This is a genomic window from Streptomyces sp. NPDC031049 (assembly GCF_055571015.1).
Genome location: NZ_JBVIGC010000002.1, coordinates 428,323 through 444,871, shown reverse-complemented (window position 1 = coordinate 444,871; position 16,549 = coordinate 428,323). Strand labels below are relative to the sequence as shown.

Genomic DNA, 16,549 nt, shown 5'->3' with positions numbered 1-16,549 from the left:
CTCCTGTCTTCGCCCCGGCTGGCCGCGCCCGGCGGCGCGCGCGTGCATGCGGGCGAAGGAGGGAAGACCCGCTGTGGCTGGGGCGGCCGGCTCCACGGCTTTAGGCAGCCACTTTGGGGCGAGCCTCTAAGATCATGGCCCCAACGTCGTGCTTTAGCGGGCAGGTCCACAGACTGCCCGACGCGCCGGAAGCTTACGGGGCCATGATCACTCGCCCCAAAGCAGCTCCAGCCCAAAGCCGTTCCGCCGACCTAGGGAACCCAGGCAACGGCAACGAGGACACGCACTCAAGCCATCCGAGCAGCGAGTTCATCCAGGCTGAGAAAGTAGCGAGCATGGGTACGGAGCAGGTCAGCGCGGCTCTTCGCGCTTAGCACCACGACCTCAACGTTCCCATGATCGCGATATCGCCTCTCAGCCTCAAAGCGTGCCGTGAACGCTTCTCGCCTGTGCTCAAACTCCTGCTCATGCAGCAAGCGACCGGCCGAGCGGTCATACACAACGAGAACGTTAGTCATGGGCCCACGGTACCAAGATCACCCCGCTCTGACACAGGTGTCATACCGCTCATACGCTCACGAAACTCGGCAAGGTCTTCACGAACGTCATCCCATAGCCCCTGTACCTCATCCTTGCCCACTCCTGAGACCTCAGCTTCCTCAAGGGCGTCGATAAGGTCACTGAGTGCTACGGCACTCTTCGCAAGAGCCTCGTGCCAGCGGTACGAGGCGTCGTAGAGCTCACGGAGGGTGGCCGCCTGCTCCAACGTCTTGCCGTCGGCCACATGCGCAACAGCATCCCACCAGTGCGCAGGGGGCTCACCGTAGCGAATGCCCCGCCCGATCAAGTCTGCGAGCTTTTCGAACATGTCAGCCCACTCATGCTGCCACTGGGTCCTGACCTGGACCTCGACAGGGATACCGTCGGGATACACGATCACATGCACTGCCCGATAGCCCTGGCTGGGCTCGGACCGACGATCGATGATTTTTGGCTCGCGCTCAGCCGAGCCGAAGGCTAGAGCGATCGCTCGCACCGCCTCGTCTTGGCTCGCCCTGTCACCGTCCAGCACGATCCGCATCCCAGCAAGATCCTGGATGCTCTTGAGCCAGGAACCGCCATGCCGCGCCAGCTTCTCCAAGATCGTTCCAGTGTTCTTCACTCGGCTCGTGGGATCAAAACCCAGGCCCCGGACAACCTCCAAGGCCGAGGCCAAGGTGTCGTCGTAGGCAAGAAGCAACTGGCTCAGCGCTGTGAGATCTTCGTCACTCGGCTCACTCGACTTGACGAGGCGCTCGCCAAGGCGGGTGATCTGCGACTTGCTGAAGGGCAGTGCCATGCTGAAGTTCTAGCATCCAGCGGAGCTGACCGCGCGTGCGCTTCGATGGATCTAGCGGATGCTCGTGCCCCTCACGTGCCCGCAGAAGCGAGGAACACCGGGGAATCACGGGGAGCAACGGCGGCCGGCCTGAGAAGCGGCAGGTCACCGAACTGCCAGCTCAGGGCGCATCCGCATACGCGATCTTCCAAACTGGCTACGCGGGTTCGATTCCCGTCGCCCGCTCTGTTCGGCCGTGGGGCCCGGTTCCGCAAGGGAGCCGGGCCCCACGCGTGTGCGGGGCCCCGTGCGCGGGCGCGGGGCCGGGGGCGGGACCGCTAGAAGCTGATCGAGTTGATCGTGTCCGCTATGGAGTCCAGGAAGCGGTTGATCGACGGCGCCATGCCGGTCGAGGCGAGGAAGAAGCCGAACAGGACGGCGACGATCGCGGGGCCGGCCTTGAGGGAGCCTCCCCTCAGGAGCACCACCAGGATGATCGCCAACAGCAGCACCACTGACAGTGAAATGGCCACAACTGATCACACCCTCGGTCGGTCCGCTCTCCCGGCCCGGGGATGCAGCCCCGCACACCCCCGCCAGAACCATCGTGCCACCAACGCGCCCGCGCCATGCGGCAGGTGACGCAACGTTTGGCCGAGTCCGTACGGCGCCGGTTCCGCATCCCCGGGCGTCCCCCTGCTCCGGCAGGAGGAAGGGAATCCGACGAGCCCGCCCCGCACAGAAATTCGACGTGCCACACGGACGGGGAATTCGATCACTTCGTTTCCATGCCCACACAACACGTTCGCAGGCATTTCGAATTGTGGGGGCAGCTACACGGGACAGCCCGCCAACGGCCACGGAAACACCAGCGAATCAGACATTTCGCCAGAGTCGCTCGCCGGGCTTATGGGGTGGCCAGTCGTGAACTGTCATGACAAGGGGGGCGCCCCGACCAGCCGATGGCGTGGGGACCGTCACATCTGCCGGCGGGTCAAGTTCCCGTAAATAGCGGGTACTCGGGAGTGATATGCAAATCGGCGCCGGGTTCGGCGCCAGGCGTTTTACGGAATAGCACGCACAACGCTAGGGTGCCTCAGATGTTCAACGCTGCCACGTCCCCCGTAAGCGCAGCGAGGTTCCGGATCTGCTCACCGCTTCCCCGGCGGGAGGGTCCATGACGAACTCGCTGCGACCGCATGGCCACCGCAGTACGCCGCTCCCCGCCGCCGAGTCCTCGGTGTCCGGGGTGCCGAGCCCGCGGCCCACGCCGCAGGAGCGGAGACACAACCCGCCGAACGGCCGGGACGCGTTCTTCGACAACGCGAAGTTCCTGGCGATCGTGCTGGTCGGCGTGGGGCACACCTGGGGGCAGCTGCTGGCCGGCAACCACACGGTGGAAGCCCTGTACCGGGTCGTGTACACGTTCCACATGCCGGCGTTCATCATCATCTCCGGCTACTTCTCGCGCAGCTTCGACCTGAGCCCCAAGCGCGTCAAGCGGCTGCTGACCGGGGTCGTCCTGCCCTACGTCGTCTTCGAGACGGCGTACACCCTGCACCGCCGCTACGGCGACGGCGACCGCGACTACGACATCAGCCTGCTGGACCCCACGTACCTCATGTGGTTCCTGGCCGCGCTGTTCGTCTGGCGGCTGACCACCCCCGTCTGGAAGACGGTCCGCTGGCCGCTGCCGATCGCGCTGGGCATCGCGGCGCTGGCCTCCATGACGCCCACGATCGGCAACGACCTGAACATGCAGCGGGTGCTTCAGTTCCTGCCGTGCTTCGTGCTGGGTCTGCTGCTGCGGCCGGAGCACTTCGAGATGGTGCGGCGCCGCTCGGTGCGGATCCTGTCCGTGCCGGTGGTCCTGGCGGCGCTGGCCGTCGCCTGGTGGTCGGTGTCCCGCATGAACATGCCCTGGTTCTGGCGCAACGCCGCCGCGCAGGACAGCGGCGCCCCCTGGTGGACCGGCCCGGTCGTGACCCTGGCCCTCTTCGGCTGCTCCGTGGTGCTCAGCGCGTGCTTCTTCGCCTGGGTCCCCAGCCGGCGGACGTGGTTCACGGCACTCGGCGCGGGCACCGTCTACGGCTACCTGCTGCACGGCTTCCTGGTGAAGGAGGCCCTGTACCTCGGCTGGTTCGAGAACCCCGCGCTGGACCAGCCGCTCGGTGAGATCGCGGTGACCGTCCTCGCCGCCGTGATCATGACCCTGTTGTGCACCAAGCCCGTCCGGTGGGCCCTGAAGGGCGTGGTCGAGCCCCGGATGGAGTGGGCCTTCCGGCGCGATCCGGGCGGGACCGGCAAGACGCCCGGGGGGCGTGAGCAGCGGGAGCGCGACGGGACCGGCACGGCGGAGAGCAGGGAGCGCGAGTCCGGCGAGAAGGTGCCGGTCTAGCCGGAGAAGGTGCCCGGTCCGGCCGGAGAGGCCGCGGCCGGGGCGCCTCGTCAGCCCTCCAGACCGAGAAGTGCGCGCATCCGGGCGTACTTCTCGGTCAGTCGTGTGCGGGTGGCCGCGTCCAGGACCGCCAGCCGGTCCGGGTCGGCGTTGTGCGCGAGGTCGGCCTCCTTCACCAGCAGCGCGCCGGGGGTGGCGAGGATGCGGGCGGCGTACGCCTCGGGGGACTCGCCCGCCCGCTTGGTGACCGCCAGCACGATGTCCTTCGTACGGCGGCTCAGGGCGGCGTCGCGCAGCCACCGCTCGCTGAGGGCGTCGTCCTCGACGGCGTCGTGCAGCCAGGCCGCCGCGATCTGCTCGGCGTCCCCGCCACGCCGGCGGACGCCCTCGGCGACGGCCGCGAGGTGCTCGGCGTACGGGCGTCCGGCCTTGTCCGTCCGGCCCGCGTGGGCGGCGCGGGCGGTGGCCGCCACTTCGGTCAGGGTCAGCAGGGGTACGTCGGTCACGCCCTCAGTGTGCCAAGGGGGCGGCTGCCTCGACCGGCCGAGGGGCGGCTGCCTCAACGGGCCGAGGAGCGGCTCGGGGACCTCTCCTGCGCGCGGGCTTCCGCCCGGGCCTGCGCCTGTGCCTGGGCCTGGGCGGTGGGGCCCTCCCGGCAGATCAGCAGCAGCGCCCGGTCGTCGTTGACGTCCTTGGCGACCGCCTCGATCAGGTGCCAGGCGGCTCCGTGGAAGCCGCCGGCGACATAGCGGTCGGCCTCGCCGGTGAGCCGGTCGATGCCCTCGACGATGTCCCGGTCGGAGGTCTCCACCAGGCCGTCGGTGAAGAGCATCAGTACGTCTCCCGGGCGCAGCGAGCCCTTGACCGGGTCGAACTGGGCGCCGTCGTACACACCCAGCAGCGGCCCCTCGGCCGCCTTCTGCTCCCAGCGTCCGCTGCCCGCGCTGAGCTGGAGGCCCGGCGGGTGCCCGGCGGAGTACAGCTCGTAGTCGCCGGAGTCGAGGTCCAGGACCAGGTGGATGGAGGTGGCGAAGCCCTCGTCCCAGTCCTGGCGGAGCAGGTAGCCGTTGGCGGCCGGGAGGAAGGCGTGCGGCGGCAGGCTGCCCAGGAGGCCGCCGAAGGCGCCGGACAGCAGCAGGGCGCGTGAGCCCGCGTCCATGCCCTTGCCGGAGACGTCGGTGAGGACCACCTCCAGCGTCCGCCCGCCGTTGGTGCGGGCCGCGACCACGAAGTCGCCGGAGAACGACTGGCCGCCGGCCGGGCGCAGTGCCATCTCCCGGTGCCAGCCGGTCGGCAGCTTGGGCAGCTTGCTCTGGACGCGGATGCGTTCGCGCAGGTCGAAGAGCATGGTGCCGCCGCGCCGCCAGGGCACGCCGACCCGGCTGCGGAACTGGGCGAGCAGCAGGCCGAAGAAGCCGCAGGCCGCGACCACCAGGACGACGCCGGGGGTGACCCGGGAGGGTCCCTCGGTGTAGGGGCCGAGTTGTATGGACTCCACGATCAGGGCCGTGGCCGCCGCCGCGTAGAGGCCGAGCAGGCTGGCGGGGCGCAGCAGCAGGCCGCCGGCGACGATCGGCAGGACCAGGGCGGACGGGGCCACCCAGACCGAGTTGGCCAGCGTGGCGGCCGCGATCAGGGGGATCATCAGCAGCAGGCCGGCCAGGGCGATCCAGTCGGAGCCGTCGCCGCGGAAGTAGTCGACGGCGGCTCGGCGCACGCCGACGCGGGCCCGGTGCCACTGCTTCTTCAACCGGGCCGGGAACGTCTCGGCCGCCGCGCGCCGCTGTCGTCCTGCTGCCATCAGTTCGGGACCCTATCCATCGGAGCAGTCGCTTGGCACGGGAGGTCCCACTTGTCCCCCGTTGGAGGCCTGACTCCGCAGTCAACTTCACGGCGGGCCGCCGCGCGGAAATTCCCTCGCTCATGCGTCCGGGCCCCTGATAGGCATGGCCCATGCGCGAAGAAGGCACGGACAGCACGGACCGCACCGCCCCCGCGACGGACCTGCGGGTGTTGCGGAAGGACGAGTGGGAGACCTGGTACGGCACGCTGATCCGTGCCTTCGGCGGGATGCCGGAGGCCGCCGAGGAGAAGGCGCTGTGGAACTCCCTGACCGAGTGCGACCGTTCCCTCGGTGCCTGGGACGGCGAGGCGTGTGTCGGCACGGCGGGTGCGTTCACCTTCCGCCTGACGGTGCCCGGCGGGGCACAGGTGCCGGCGGCGGGCGTGACCATGGTCAGTGTCGCCGCGACCCACCGGCGGCGGGGCCTGCTGACGTCGATGATGCGGCGGCAGCTGGACGACGTGCGGTCCTGGGGTGAGCCGCTGGCGGTGCTGACGGCGTCCGAGCCGGGGATCTACGGCCGGTTCGGGTACGGCGCGGCGACCTTCCAGGTGAACGGCGAGATCGACACCGGCCGGGTACGGCTGTCGGTGCCGCCCGGCACCGACGACGTGCGGCTGCGGTACGCGGCGCCCGGTGACGTGCTCGACGAGTGCGAGGCGGTGTACGCGCGGCTGGTGCCGCGGCGGCCGGGGATGCTGGCCCGGCGGCCCGGCTGGGACCGGGTGGGGCTGCTGGACCCGGAGAGCGCGCGGGACGGGGCGTCGCCGTTGCAGTGCGTGGTCGCGTCGCGGGACGGGGCGGTCACGGGGTACGCGCGGTTCCGGGTGCGGCTCGGGTGGGGGCCTGGGGGGCACGACGGGACGGTGGTGCTCCAGGACCTGGCCGGGGTGGACCCGGCGAGCGAGGCCGCGCTGTGGCGCTTCCTGTTCGGCATCGACCTGACGACGAAACTCCAGGTGCAGGGGCGGCCGGTGGACGAGGCCTGGCAGCACCAGGTGTCCGACATCCGGCGCTGTCTGCCGCGGCTGCGGGACGCGCTGTACGTGCGGCTGGTGGACGTGGGGGGAGCCCTTCAGGCGCGGACGTACCAGGCGCCGGTGGACGTGGTGTTCGAGGTGGAGGACGACTTCTGCCCCTGGAACGCGGGGCGTTGGCGGCTGTCGGGGGACGTCAAGGGGGCGTCCTGCGAGCGGACGTCCGACGCGGCGGATCTGACCCTCGGGGTACGGGAGTTGGGGGCCGCCTACCTCGGTGGTGTGACCTTGGGTTCGCTGGCCGCGGCCGGGCGGGTGCGGGAGGTGCGGCCGGGGGCGCTGGCGGAGGCGTCGGTGGGGTTCGCCTCGGACGTGGCGCCGTGGCTGCCGCACGGCTTCTGAGCGGCTCCTGAACGGCTCCTGAGCGGCTTCTGGACGGCTCTTGGAGGCTTCTGACGACCGGTGTCGTTTCGGACGGCCGGTGTCGAGTCCGGGGCGGGGCGGGGCGCCGGGGTCAGGTGCGCTGGCAGGTGGGGCACCAGAAGAGGTTGCGGGCGGCGAGGTCGGCGGTGCGGATCTCGCCGCCACAGATGTGGCAGGGCAGGTCGGCCCTGCGGTAGACGTAGACCTCGCCGCCGTGGTCGTCGACGCGCGGCGGGCGGCCCATCGCCTCCGGGGTGTGTTCGGGGCGGACGGTGTCGATGCGGTTGTTGCGGACGCCTTCGCGCATGAGGTCGACGAGGTCGGTCCACAGGGCGTCCCATTCGGCCGGGGTGATGTCCCTGCCGGGGCGGTACGGGTCGATGCCGTGCCGGAAGAGGACCTCGGCGCGGTAGACGTTGCCGACGCCGGCGACGACCTTCTGGTCCATGAGCAGGGCGGCGATCGTGGTGCGGCTGCGGCGGACGCGGGCGTAGGCGGCCCCCGGGTCGGCGTCGGGGCGCAGGGGGTCGGGGCCGAGGCGGTCGTGTATCGCCTGCTTCTCGGGGTCGGTGATCAGGGCGCAGGTGGTGGGGCCGCGCAGATCGACGTAGGCGGTGCTGTTCGCGAGGCGGAGGCGGACGGTGTCCGTGGGCGGGGGCGCGGGGGCCGGACCGAAGGTGACCTTGCCGAAGAGGCCGAGGTGGATGTGGACCCAGTCGGCGGGGCCGCCGAGGCCGAGGAAGAGGTGTTTGCCGTGGGCGTCGGTGGTGCGGAGGGGGGTGCCGTCGAGGAGGGCCGCGGCGTCGCTGAACTTGCCCTGGGGGCTGGTGATGCGCAGCGGTTCGCCCGTGAGGGTGGCTGCGTGGTCCTGGGCCAGGCGGTGGATGGTGTGCCCTTCCGGCACGGGTTCTGTTCCTTTCGTGGTTTTTTGCCCGCCCACCCACCCGTCTCGGTCGGTCGAGGGGTGGGCCTCGGTCCGGGGCTCCGCCCCGGGCCCCGGCGGGGGCTCCGCCCCCTGCACCCCCGGGGTGTTTTCCCACCCACCCACCCGAATCGGTCGGACAAGAGCCCGGCCCCGTCCCCGGGGCTCCGCCCCGGACCCCGCCGGGACCTCGCAGACCCCGCAGGCACCTCGCGGGTGCCGCCGGGGCCTCCCGGGCGGCGACGCGAACTCCCGGATGCCGACGGGCTTCCCCTGGGTGCCGGAGAGCCCCGGGTGCCCACAGGACTTCCCCGAGTCCCCGCACGGCCCCGCAGGGCTTCCGTGGGCGCGGCGCCGCCGGGGGGCGGCTACTGCTGGGGGTGGTGGGGCGGGATGGGGGGCAGGGTGGACGTCGTTTCGTAGGCCGTGAGCATGTCGATGCGGCGGACGTGGCGCTCGTCGCCGGAGAACGGGGTGTTCAGGAAGGTCTCGACGAACTTCGTCGCCTCCTCCTGCGTGTGCATGCGCGCGCCGACCGCGACGACGTTGGCGTTGTTGTGCTGGCGGCCGAGCGCGGCCGTCTCCTCGCTCCAGGCGAGGGCCGCACGGACGCCGTCGACCTTGTTCGCGGCGATCTGCTCGCCGTTGCCGGAGCCGCCGATCACGATGCCGAGGGCGTCGGTGTCCGCGGCCGTCCGCTCGGCGGCGCGGAGGCAGAAGGGCGGGTAGTCGTCCTGGGCGTCGTAGATGTGCGGGCCGCAGTCGACGGGCTCGTGCCCGGCGGCCTTGAGCCACTCCACGAGGTGGTTCTTGAGTTCAAAACCGGCATGGTCGGAGCCGAGGTACACGCGCATGGTCAGAGTCTGACACGGCCGGTTTCGGGCCGCGGCGCGGGGTGGCGATCCGGAAATCACAAGGTTCGGTAAAGAAGCTCAGGAAAACCTCAGAAACCTGTTCGCTTTCGAAGGTGTCTGGAATGGTGTTCCTCCGTTTCACTGGACCCTTCCGTACATCGCTCGTGCAGCGCACGTACATCGCCCGTACGGAGACAGTTCGACCGGCGCAAAGGAAATCCACCGCATGACCTCGCAGCCGACCCTCAGCCAGGCCCAGGAGAGTCCCGAGCCCGCCGGAAACACCGGCTCCGGGCTCCAGGCGGGGCTCAAGAACCGCCATCTGTCCATGATCGCCATCGGCGGTGTCATCGGCGCCGGCCTCTTCGTCGGCTCCAGTTCCGGCATCGCCACCGCGGGTCCCGCCATCCTGCTGTCGTACGCCCTCGTCGGCACGCTCGTGGTGCTGGTGATGCGGATGCTCGGTGAGATGTCGGCGGCCAACCCGACGTCCGGGTCGTTCTCCGCCCATGCCGACCGGGCGCTGGGGCGCTGGGCCGGCTTCTCCATCGGCTGGCTGTACTGGTTCTTCTGGGTCGTGGTGCTGGCGGTCGAGGCGACCGCCGGTGCCGTGATCCTGGAGGGCTGGATACCCGCCGTGCCGCAGTGGGCCTGGGCGCTCGTCGTGATGGTGGTGCTGACCGCCACCAACCTGGTCTCCGTCGGCTCCTACGGCGAGTTCGAGTTCTGGTTCGCCGGGATCAAGGTCGTCGCCATCGCCGCCTTCATCGTCGTCGGCGGACTGGCCGTCTTCGGGCTGCTGCCGGGCGTGGACAGCGACCAGGCGGGGCTCGCCAACCTCACCGAGCACGGCGGATTCCTGCCGAACGGGCCCGGCGCCATCCTCACCGGCATCCTGCTCGTCGTCTTCTCCTTCATGGGGAGCGAGATCGCGACACTGGCGGCGGGCGAGTCGGAGGACCCGCAGCGGGCGGTCACCAAGGCGACCAACAGCATCATCTGGCGTATCGGCGTCTTCTACCTGGGCTCCATCTTCGTCGTCGTGACGCTGCTGCCCTGGGACTCGAAGTCGATCACCGAGGACGGCTCGTACGTCGCCGCCCTGAACTCCCTCGGCATCCCGCACGCCGGTCAGATCATGAACTTCATCGTGCTGACGTCCGTGCTGTCCTGCCTCAACTCGGGCCTGTACACGGCCTCCCGGATGGCCTTCTCGCTCGGTGAGCGCGGGGACGCGCCGAAGGCGTTCGCCCGGACCACACAGCGGGGCGTGCCGCGGGCGGCGATCCTGTCCTCGGTCGTCTTCGGCTTCGTCGCCGTCTTCTTCAACTACGAGTTCCCCGACTCCGTCTTCCTCTTCCTGGTCAACTCCTCCGGCGCCGTGGCCCTGTTCGTGTGGCTGGTGATCTGCTTCTCGCAGCTGCGCATGCGCCGGATCATCCAGCGCGAGGCCCCGGAGAAGCTGGTGGTACGGATGTGGCTGTACCCGTACCTGACCTGGGCGTCGGCCGCGCTGATCGTGTTCGTGCTGGGCTACATGCTGACCGACACCGAGCACGACGGGCGCCGGACGATGCTGCTGTCGCTGCTCGTCGCGGCGATCGTGCTCGCCATCGCCTTCGTCAAGGAGCGGGTCCGGAAGCGGCGCGGTGCGGCCGAGGCCGTCGCGGGCGGGGTCCGCGAGGGCTGAGCGGACCGGCGTACGCGAGAGGCCCGGCCGGCTGTGGCGTCCCACAGCCGGCCGGGCCTGTCGTGCCGAGCCGGGCCTCTCGTGCCGGCCGCGGCTCAGCGCTTGTCGAGCAGCTTCCAGACGGCCGGCAGCAGGCCCATCGCCAGGGCGGCCTTCAGCGCGTCGCCGACCAGGAACGGAGTGAGGCCGGCCGCGACGGCGGCGGTGGCGGACATGCCGGTGGCCAGGGCGAGGTAGGGGACGCCGACGGCGTAGATGACCGCCTCGCCGAGCAGCATCGCGCCGGCCATGCGCCAGGCGGAGCGGTCGGCGCCGCGGCGGGCCAGGGCGCCCACGGCCGCGGCGGCGAGCATCATGCCGAAGACGTAGCCGAGGGACGGGGCGGCGGTGCCGGACGCGCCGCCCGCGAACCACGGCACGCCCGCCATGCCCACCAGCGCGTACAGGGCGAGGGAGAGCAGGCCGCGGCCGGCGCCGAGGGCGGTGCCGACGAGCAGCGCGGCGAAGGTCTGGCCGGTCACCGGGACCGGGGAGCCCGGCACGGGCAGCGAGATCTGGGCCGCGAGGCCGGTGAGCGCGGCGCCGCCGACCACGAGCGCGGCGTCCCGTACTCGGGAGGCCGGCAGGAGGTCGGCGAGGACCGTTCCGGGACGGGCGGGGGCTGCGGCAGCGGTGCTCATGGGGACTCCGCGGTGGGTGGTGTGGACATGTCGGACACGGTGACGCTATCCCAGCGTGCCGCAGCCGATCACCAGCAGCGCTCGACAAAGCGTCGAGCGGCGGCTTGGTGGGCTCCCGACAAAGGGGGTGCGGGTAAACGGGCCGGGCGTGACACCGGTCACTGAGGTGGGGAGGTTCCGGTCACGGAGCCCTCGAAGTGAGGGAACTGTAGGGATCCCCCAAAACAGGGGGCAGGTAATCGGATGGTCACCCTCCGTACCGCCGGAGTCCACATCGTGGGCAGCCGGTGTTCCCGGGCGGCGGGAGCACGGAGACTGGCGGGGTTTTTGCCCTCCGCATGCCATCGCACGCATTGGACGAGCCGCTCATGTCCAGCACCACCACCGGGACGCCGCCGAAGTCGGACGACGCCTCCCTCTCCCACGGCCTCAAGCAGCGCCACCTCTCCATGATCGCCCTCGGCGGCGTGATCGGGGCCGGGCTGTTCGTCGGGTCCGGGGCGGGCATCGCCGCCGCCGGCCCCTCGATCGTCCTCGCCTACACCCTCTCCGGCCTCCTCGTGATGCTGGTGATGCGGATGCTGGGCGAGATGTCGGCCGCGTACCCGTCGTCGGGTTCCTTCTCCGCGCACGCCGAGCGGGCCATCGGCCCCTGGGCCGGGTTCACCGCGGGCTGGTCGTTCTGGGTACTGCTGTGCACCGCCGTCGGCCTGGAGGGCATCGGCGCCGCGAAGATCGTCAGCGGCTGGCTGCCGGGCACGCCCGAGTGGGCGTGGGTGGCGCTGTTCATGGTGGTCTTCTGCGCCACCAACCTGGCGGCCGTGAAGAACTTCGGCGAGTTCGAGTTCTGGTTCGCCGCCCTGAAGGTCGGCGCGATCAGCCTGTTCCTGGTGCTGGGCGTGCTGGCCATCGCCGGCGTGCTGCCGGGCACCGACTCGCCGGGCGCGAGCCATCTGACCGACTTCCTGCCCAACGGCGGCGAGGGACTGGTCATCGGCCTGCTCGCCTCCGTCTTCGCGTACGGCGGCCTGGAGACGGTCACCATCGCGGCGGCCGAGTCGGAGAACCCGGTCAAGGGCGTCGCGAGCGCCGTCCGTACGGCGATGTGGCGCATCGCGCTGTTCTACATCGGCTCCATGGCCGTCATCGTCACGCTCGTGCCATGGGACTCCCCCGAAGTCGTCGAGAACGGCCCGTACGTCGCCGCCCTGGACGTGCTCGGCATCCCGGGCGCCGGCCAGCTGATGAACGTGGTGGTGCTGGTCGCGCTGCTGAGCGCGATGAACGCCAACATCTACGGCGCCTCCCGCATCGCCTACTCGCTGGTCGACCGCGGCCAGGGCCCGAAGTCGCTGGGCCGGGTCTCGGGCGGGGTGCCGCGCATCGCCGTGCTCGCCTCCTCCGTCTTCGGCTTCGTCTGCGTGCTGCTCAGCTACTGGCGGCCCGACGACATCTTCTCCTGGCTGCTCAACATGATCGGCGCGGTGATCCTGGTCGTCTGGATCTTCATCGCCGTCTCGCAGCTGAGGCTGCGCCGCCGCCTGGAGCGCGAGACGCCCGAGAAGCTGGTGGTGCGGATGTGGGCGTTCCCCGTGCTGACCTGGGTGGCGCTGGCCGGCATGGCCGCGGTGTTCGTGCTGATGGCCCGGGAGCCCGACACGCGGGTGCAGCTGTACTCGACGGGCGGCATGACGCTGGCGCTCGCCGCCGTCGGCTACGCCTGGCAGCGCACACGCGGACGCGCCCGCGACTGACGCCCGCCCGCGCCCGAGGGCCCTCGTACGACGACCGGTCGTGCGGGGGCCCTTTCGCGTGCCCCGCCCGGCGGACGCGCCGTCTTGCTGCTAGCGTGCAGTTGCAAGCCTTTTGCAATAAGAGGTCGGAGGGGATACCGCCATGCCCGTCTACACGCTTCCTGAACTGCCGTACGACTACTCCGCGCTGGCGCCCGTGATCAGCCCCGAGATCATCGAGCTGCACCACGACAAGCACCACGCGGCCTATGTGAAGGGCGCCAACGACACGCTGGAGCAGCTCGCCGAAGCGCGGGACAAGGAGTCCTGGGCCTCGATCAACGGGCTGGAGAAGAACCTGGCCTTCCACCTGTCGGGCCACATCCTGCACTCCATCTACTGGCACAACATGACCGGTGACGGCGGCGGCGAGCCGCTGGAGAAGGACGGCGTGGGCGAGCTGGCCGACGCGATCGCCGAGTCGTTCGGCTCCTTCGCGCACTTCAAGGCGCAGCTGTCCAAGGCCGCCGCGACCACGCAGGGCTCCGGCTGGGGCGTGCTGGCCTACGAGCCGCTCAGCGGGCGGCTGATCGTCGAGCAGGTCTACGACCACCAGGGCAACGTCGGCCAGGGCTCCACCCCGATCCTGGTCTTCGACGCCTGGGAGCACGCCTTCTACCTCCAGTACCGGAACCAGAAGGTGGACTTCATCGAGGCCATGTGGCAGGTCGTCAACTGGCAGGACGTGGCGAAGCGCTACGAGGCCGCCAGGTCCCGCGCCAACACCCTGCTGCTGGCGCCCTGACCGACCGGTGAGACGTCCTGCCTCGTGATCGTCTTCTCACCCTTCACGGCGGCAGGCGGAAAAGAGGGAGGCCCCCGCGAGGACGTGACTCGCGGGGGCCTTCCGCATGCCGGCCGCTCGCCGGGTCAGGGCTTGCGGGCGAGCCCGCCGTGCTGGCCGATGGGTCCCGGCGCCGGGCCGCCGGCGGTGGTGTCCGGGCGCCACAGCGGCACCGACACCACGCCGGGCTCGATCAGCTCCAGGCCCTCGAAGTAGGCCTCGATCTGCTCCACGGGCCGCAGGAAGTACGGGACCGCACCGGTCTCGTTGTAGCCGTCCTGGGCCTCCTCGTAGGCCGGGTCGGTGCCGCGCGAGCCGTCGTTGACGCACAGGTGACTGCCGGAGGGCAGGCCCGCCATCAGCCGGCGGACCAGGTCGCGGGCGACGTCGTGGTCGGCGACGTGGCCCAGGATGCCGCTGAGGATCAGGGCGGTGGGGCGGTCGAGGTCGAGGGTGCGGGAGGCCGCCTGAAGGATCTTCTCCGGCTCGTACAGGCTCATGTCCTCATAGGCGGTCGCGCCCTCGGGGGTGGAGGTGAGCAGGGCGCGGGCGTGGGCGAGGACCAGGGGGTCGTTGTCGACGTAGACGATCCTCGACTCCGGGGCGTGGCGCTGGGCGACCTCGTGGGTGTTGTCCACGGTCGGCAGTCCCGTGCCGACGTCGAGGAACTGCCGTACGCCCGCCTCCTGCACCAGGTACCGGATGCAGCGGCCGAGGAACGCGCGGCTGCTGCGGGCGATGGTGACGATACCGGGGAAGACGGCGGTGTAGGCGTCGCCGGCCGCCTCGTCCACCGGGTAGTTGTCCTTGCCGCCCAGCCAGTAGTTCCAGATCCGGGCCGAGTGCGGAACAGAGGTGTCGATCTCCGTCATGGGGTGGGGTTCGCCTCCAGTGTGTCGGCCGTGACCGGCCGGTCGGGGTCTCCCCTCCATGGTGACGTGGATTTTCCGCCCCCGCGGGGGATTGACGCACCGGTTCCGCCGCGCTCAAGTGCCCTCAAGTCCCGTGACCCCGAGGAGCGGTGCGACAACGGAGCAGCGACGAGACGGGAGAAACCCTGCGATGACCGATCCGGTACGAGTCGTGGCCGCCGGCGATCCCTTCGTTCCGCCGTCCCTGATCGCGCGGGCGGTCGGGGACGAACTGGGTGATCACCCCCTCGACGTGCGGCAGTTGGCGCTGGACGCGACGCGGAAGGACGCCGAGGAGGAGCTGATCGGAGCGCTGGCGGGGGCGCGGGTGCTGGTGACGCGGTCGGGTCCGCTCACCGAGCGGGTCCTCGACGCCTGCCCCGGCCTCCGGCTCGTCGCCCTCTGCGGCAGCTCCCCGGCCGGCGTCGACCTGGACGCGGCCAAGATCCGGGACGTCCGGGTGTGTCACGCGCCCGGCTGCGACGCCGCGGCCACCGCCGAGCACACCCTCGGTCTGATGCTGACGGTCCTGCGCCGCGTCCCCTGGGCGGGCCCGGAGCCCCCGGCCTACGAGCGGGCCGGGCTGGAGCTGGAGGACCTGCCGGTCGGGCTGGTCGGCCACGGGGCGGTCGGCGACCGGGTGGCGCGGGTGCTGTGCGCGTTCGGCGCCCAGGTGATGGTGTACGACCCGTATGTGCGCGGCGAGATCCACGGGCTGCGGGTGTCCTCGCTGGAGGACCTGCTGTCCCGTTCGCGGGTGCTCACCCTGCACGCCGGGGACGGTCCGGGCACGCGTGGACTGATCGGCGCCCGTGAGCTGGCGCTGCTGCCGCACGGGGCGGTGGTGGTGAACACCGCGCGGGGCCGGCTCCTGGACGAGGACGCGCTCTGCGACGCGCTGGAGAGCGGCCGGGTGTCGGCGGCGGCGCTGGACGTCCGGCCGGGCGGGCCGGGGTCGGACCGGGACCGGCTGCTCGCCCTGGCGGACCGGGTGGTGCTCACCCCGCGGCTGGGCGGGGCGACCCGTGCGGCGGCCGAGAAGGCGGCGCGGGCCGCCGCCGTGGAGGTCGGGCGCTGGGTGCGCGGCAAGCCGCCGGCGCACGGTCTGACCTGACCGGCGGACGACGGGCCCGGGACGGTGCGGCCGGCCCCCGGCCCCGTCGTCCGCGGGTGCGTCACAGGTTGCTGAAGTCGGGGCCCTTGGTGCGGGTGCGCTTGATCTCGTAGAAGCCCGGGACGGAGGCGACCGCGAGGGTGCCGTCCCAGAGCTTGGCCGCCTCCTCGCCCTGCGGGGCGGGGGTGACGACCGGGCCGAAGAAGGCGATCTGTGTGCCGTCCGCGCCGGGGACGGCGATGACCGGGGTGCCGACCTCCTGGCCGACCTTGTCGATGCCCTCCTTGTGGGAGGCGCGCAGCTGCGGCTCGTACGGGGTGTCGTCCCAGTGGTCCATGAGGGACTCGGGCAGGCCCACGTCCTTCAGCGCGGCGGCGACCGTCTCCTTCTCCGGGCCCTCGCCGCGGTTGTGGATGCGCGTGCCGAGCGCGGTGTACAGGTCGCCGAGGATCTGGGCGCCGTGCTCCTCCTGGGCGGCGATGACGACGCGGACCGGGCCCCAGGCCTTGGTCTCAAGCAGCTCGCGGTACTCCGCGGGCAGCTCGTCCAGCTTGTCCTCGTTGAGGACGGCGAGGCTCATCAGGTGCCAGCGGACCTCGATGTCCCGCAGCTTCTCCACCTCCAGCACCCAGCGGGAGGTCATCCAGGCCCAGGGGCACAGCGGGTCGAACCAGAAGTCGACGGGCGTCTTGTCGGACATGTCTCTCCTCGTGGGGCGGGCATCACGGCAGGCGGTCACCGGCCGTCACGGCCGGCGATCACGAGGGAAACGCCGGCGCCGGCCCCGGCAATTCCCGGGTGCCCGCCGTCAGGGGCACATGGCAGGATCGGTGCTGTCCACA

16 protein-coding genes are annotated in these 16,549 nt (G+C 71.0%); 6 read left to right on the top strand and 10 right to left on the bottom strand.

Annotated features, from left to right (window positions below; all coding sequences use genetic code 11):
* Positions 1-287 precede the first annotated feature (287 nt).
* The 3 genes from ACZ45Q_RS05405 to ACZ45Q_RS05395 all read right to left on the bottom strand — a co-directional run bounded on the left by ACZ45Q_RS05405 (position 288) and on the right by ACZ45Q_RS05395 (position 1,851).
* Complete coding sequence (locus ACZ45Q_RS05405) at positions 288-518, bottom strand: hypothetical protein (RefSeq protein WP_468255206.1); 231 nt, start codon at positions 516-518, stop codon at positions 288-290.
* Positions 515-1,339 (bottom strand): hypothetical protein, encoded by an 825-nt coding sequence (locus ACZ45Q_RS05400; protein ID WP_468255203.1) that lies wholly within the window; start codon positions 1,337-1,339, stop codon positions 515-517. Before ACZ45Q_RS05400 ends, ACZ45Q_RS05405 begins: the two co-directional genes overlap by 4 nt.
* A 317-nt stretch (positions 1,340-1,656) precedes the next feature.
* Positions 1,657-1,851 (bottom strand): hypothetical protein, encoded by a 195-nt coding sequence (locus tag ACZ45Q_RS05395; protein WP_468255200.1) that lies wholly within the window; start codon positions 1,849-1,851, stop codon positions 1,657-1,659.
* A gap of 644 nt (positions 1,852-2,495) precedes the next feature.
* Between ACZ45Q_RS05395 and ACZ45Q_RS05390 the strand changes: the two genes are divergently transcribed.
* Positions 2,496-3,716 carry an acyltransferase family protein gene (locus ACZ45Q_RS05390; RefSeq protein ID WP_468255198.1) on the top strand — a complete coding sequence of 407 codons (1,221 nt, stop codon included), beginning with the start codon at positions 2,496-2,498 and terminating at the stop codon, positions 3,714-3,716.
* A gap of 50 nt (positions 3,717-3,766) precedes the next feature.
* Here ACZ45Q_RS05390 and ACZ45Q_RS05385 read toward each other — a convergent pair whose 3' ends face one another.
* Both ACZ45Q_RS05385 and ACZ45Q_RS05380 read right to left on the bottom strand, forming a co-directional pair.
* The gene (locus ACZ45Q_RS05385) at positions 3,767-4,222 is read right to left on the bottom strand and encodes an HD domain-containing protein (protein WP_468255195.1); all 456 of its coding nucleotides are present in this window, start codon (positions 4,220-4,222) and stop codon (positions 3,767-3,769) included.
* A gap of 53 nt (positions 4,223-4,275) precedes the next feature.
* Positions 4,276-5,517, bottom strand: coding sequence for a PP2C family protein-serine/threonine phosphatase (locus ACZ45Q_RS05380; RefSeq protein ID WP_468255192.1), 1,242 nt, complete (start codon positions 5,515-5,517; stop codon positions 4,276-4,278).
* A 152-nt stretch (positions 5,518-5,669) separates the two neighbouring features.
* Between ACZ45Q_RS05380 and ACZ45Q_RS05375 the strand changes: the two genes are divergently transcribed.
* Entirely contained in the window at positions 5,670-6,938 is a 1,269-nt protein-coding gene (locus ACZ45Q_RS05375; protein ID WP_468255189.1) for a GNAT family N-acetyltransferase, read from the top strand.
* A 112-nt stretch (positions 6,939-7,050) separates the two neighbouring features.
* Here ACZ45Q_RS05375 and ACZ45Q_RS05370 read toward each other — a convergent pair whose 3' ends face one another.
* Positions 7,051-7,863, bottom strand: coding sequence for an Fpg/Nei family DNA glycosylase (locus ACZ45Q_RS05370; RefSeq protein ID WP_468255186.1), 813 nt, complete (start codon positions 7,861-7,863; stop codon positions 7,051-7,053).
* 386 nt (positions 7,864-8,249) lie between these two features.
* On the bottom strand, positions 8,250-8,735 hold the full coding sequence (locus ACZ45Q_RS05365) for a ribose-5-phosphate isomerase (RefSeq protein ID WP_468255183.1): 486 nt from the start codon (positions 8,733-8,735) through the stop codon (positions 8,250-8,252).
* A gap of 226 nt (positions 8,736-8,961) precedes the next feature.
* Between ACZ45Q_RS05365 and ACZ45Q_RS05360 the strand changes: the two genes are divergently transcribed.
* Positions 8,962-10,425, top strand: a complete 1,464-nt coding sequence (locus ACZ45Q_RS05360; protein WP_468255180.1) for an amino acid permease — start codon at positions 8,962-8,964, stop codon at positions 10,423-10,425.
* Positions 10,426-10,520: 95 nt separating this feature from the next.
* Here ACZ45Q_RS05360 and ACZ45Q_RS05355 read toward each other — a convergent pair whose 3' ends face one another.
* Positions 10,521-11,105, bottom strand: a complete 585-nt coding sequence (locus ACZ45Q_RS05355; protein WP_468255177.1) for a biotin transporter BioY — start codon at positions 11,103-11,105, stop codon at positions 10,521-10,523.
* Positions 11,106-11,473: 368 nt separating this feature from the next.
* Here ACZ45Q_RS05355 and ACZ45Q_RS05350 point away from each other — a divergent pair, with 368 nt between their 5' ends.
* Positions 11,474-12,859 carry an amino acid permease gene (locus tag ACZ45Q_RS05350; protein ID WP_468255174.1) on the top strand — a complete coding sequence of 462 codons (1,386 nt, stop codon included), beginning with the start codon at positions 11,474-11,476 and terminating at the stop codon, positions 12,857-12,859.
* Between the two features lie 142 nt (positions 12,860-13,001).
* A complete protein-coding gene (locus tag ACZ45Q_RS05345) occupies positions 13,002-13,643 on the top strand; it encodes a superoxide dismutase (protein ID WP_468255172.1) in 642 nt (213 codons plus the stop codon).
* A gap of 125 nt (positions 13,644-13,768) precedes the next feature.
* Here ACZ45Q_RS05345 and ACZ45Q_RS05340 read toward each other — a convergent pair whose 3' ends face one another.
* Positions 13,769-14,554, bottom strand: a complete 786-nt coding sequence (locus ACZ45Q_RS05340; RefSeq protein WP_468255169.1) for an SAM-dependent methyltransferase — start codon at positions 14,552-14,554, stop codon at positions 13,769-13,771.
* A 190-nt stretch (positions 14,555-14,744) separates the two neighbouring features.
* On the opposite strand from ACZ45Q_RS05340, the gene ACZ45Q_RS05335 reads away from it, so the two are divergent.
* Positions 14,745-15,707: an NAD(P)-dependent oxidoreductase gene (locus ACZ45Q_RS05335; protein ID WP_468255167.1), complete on the top strand. Its 963-nt coding sequence runs from the start codon at positions 14,745-14,747 to the stop codon at positions 15,705-15,707.
* Between the two features lie 61 nt (positions 15,708-15,768).
* On the opposite strand, the gene ACZ45Q_RS05330 is transcribed toward ACZ45Q_RS05335, so the two are convergent.
* Positions 15,769-16,407, bottom strand: a complete 639-nt coding sequence (locus ACZ45Q_RS05330; RefSeq protein WP_468255164.1) for a mycothiol-dependent nitroreductase Rv2466c family protein — start codon at positions 16,405-16,407, stop codon at positions 15,769-15,771.
* Positions 16,408-16,549: the final 142 nt, after the last annotated feature.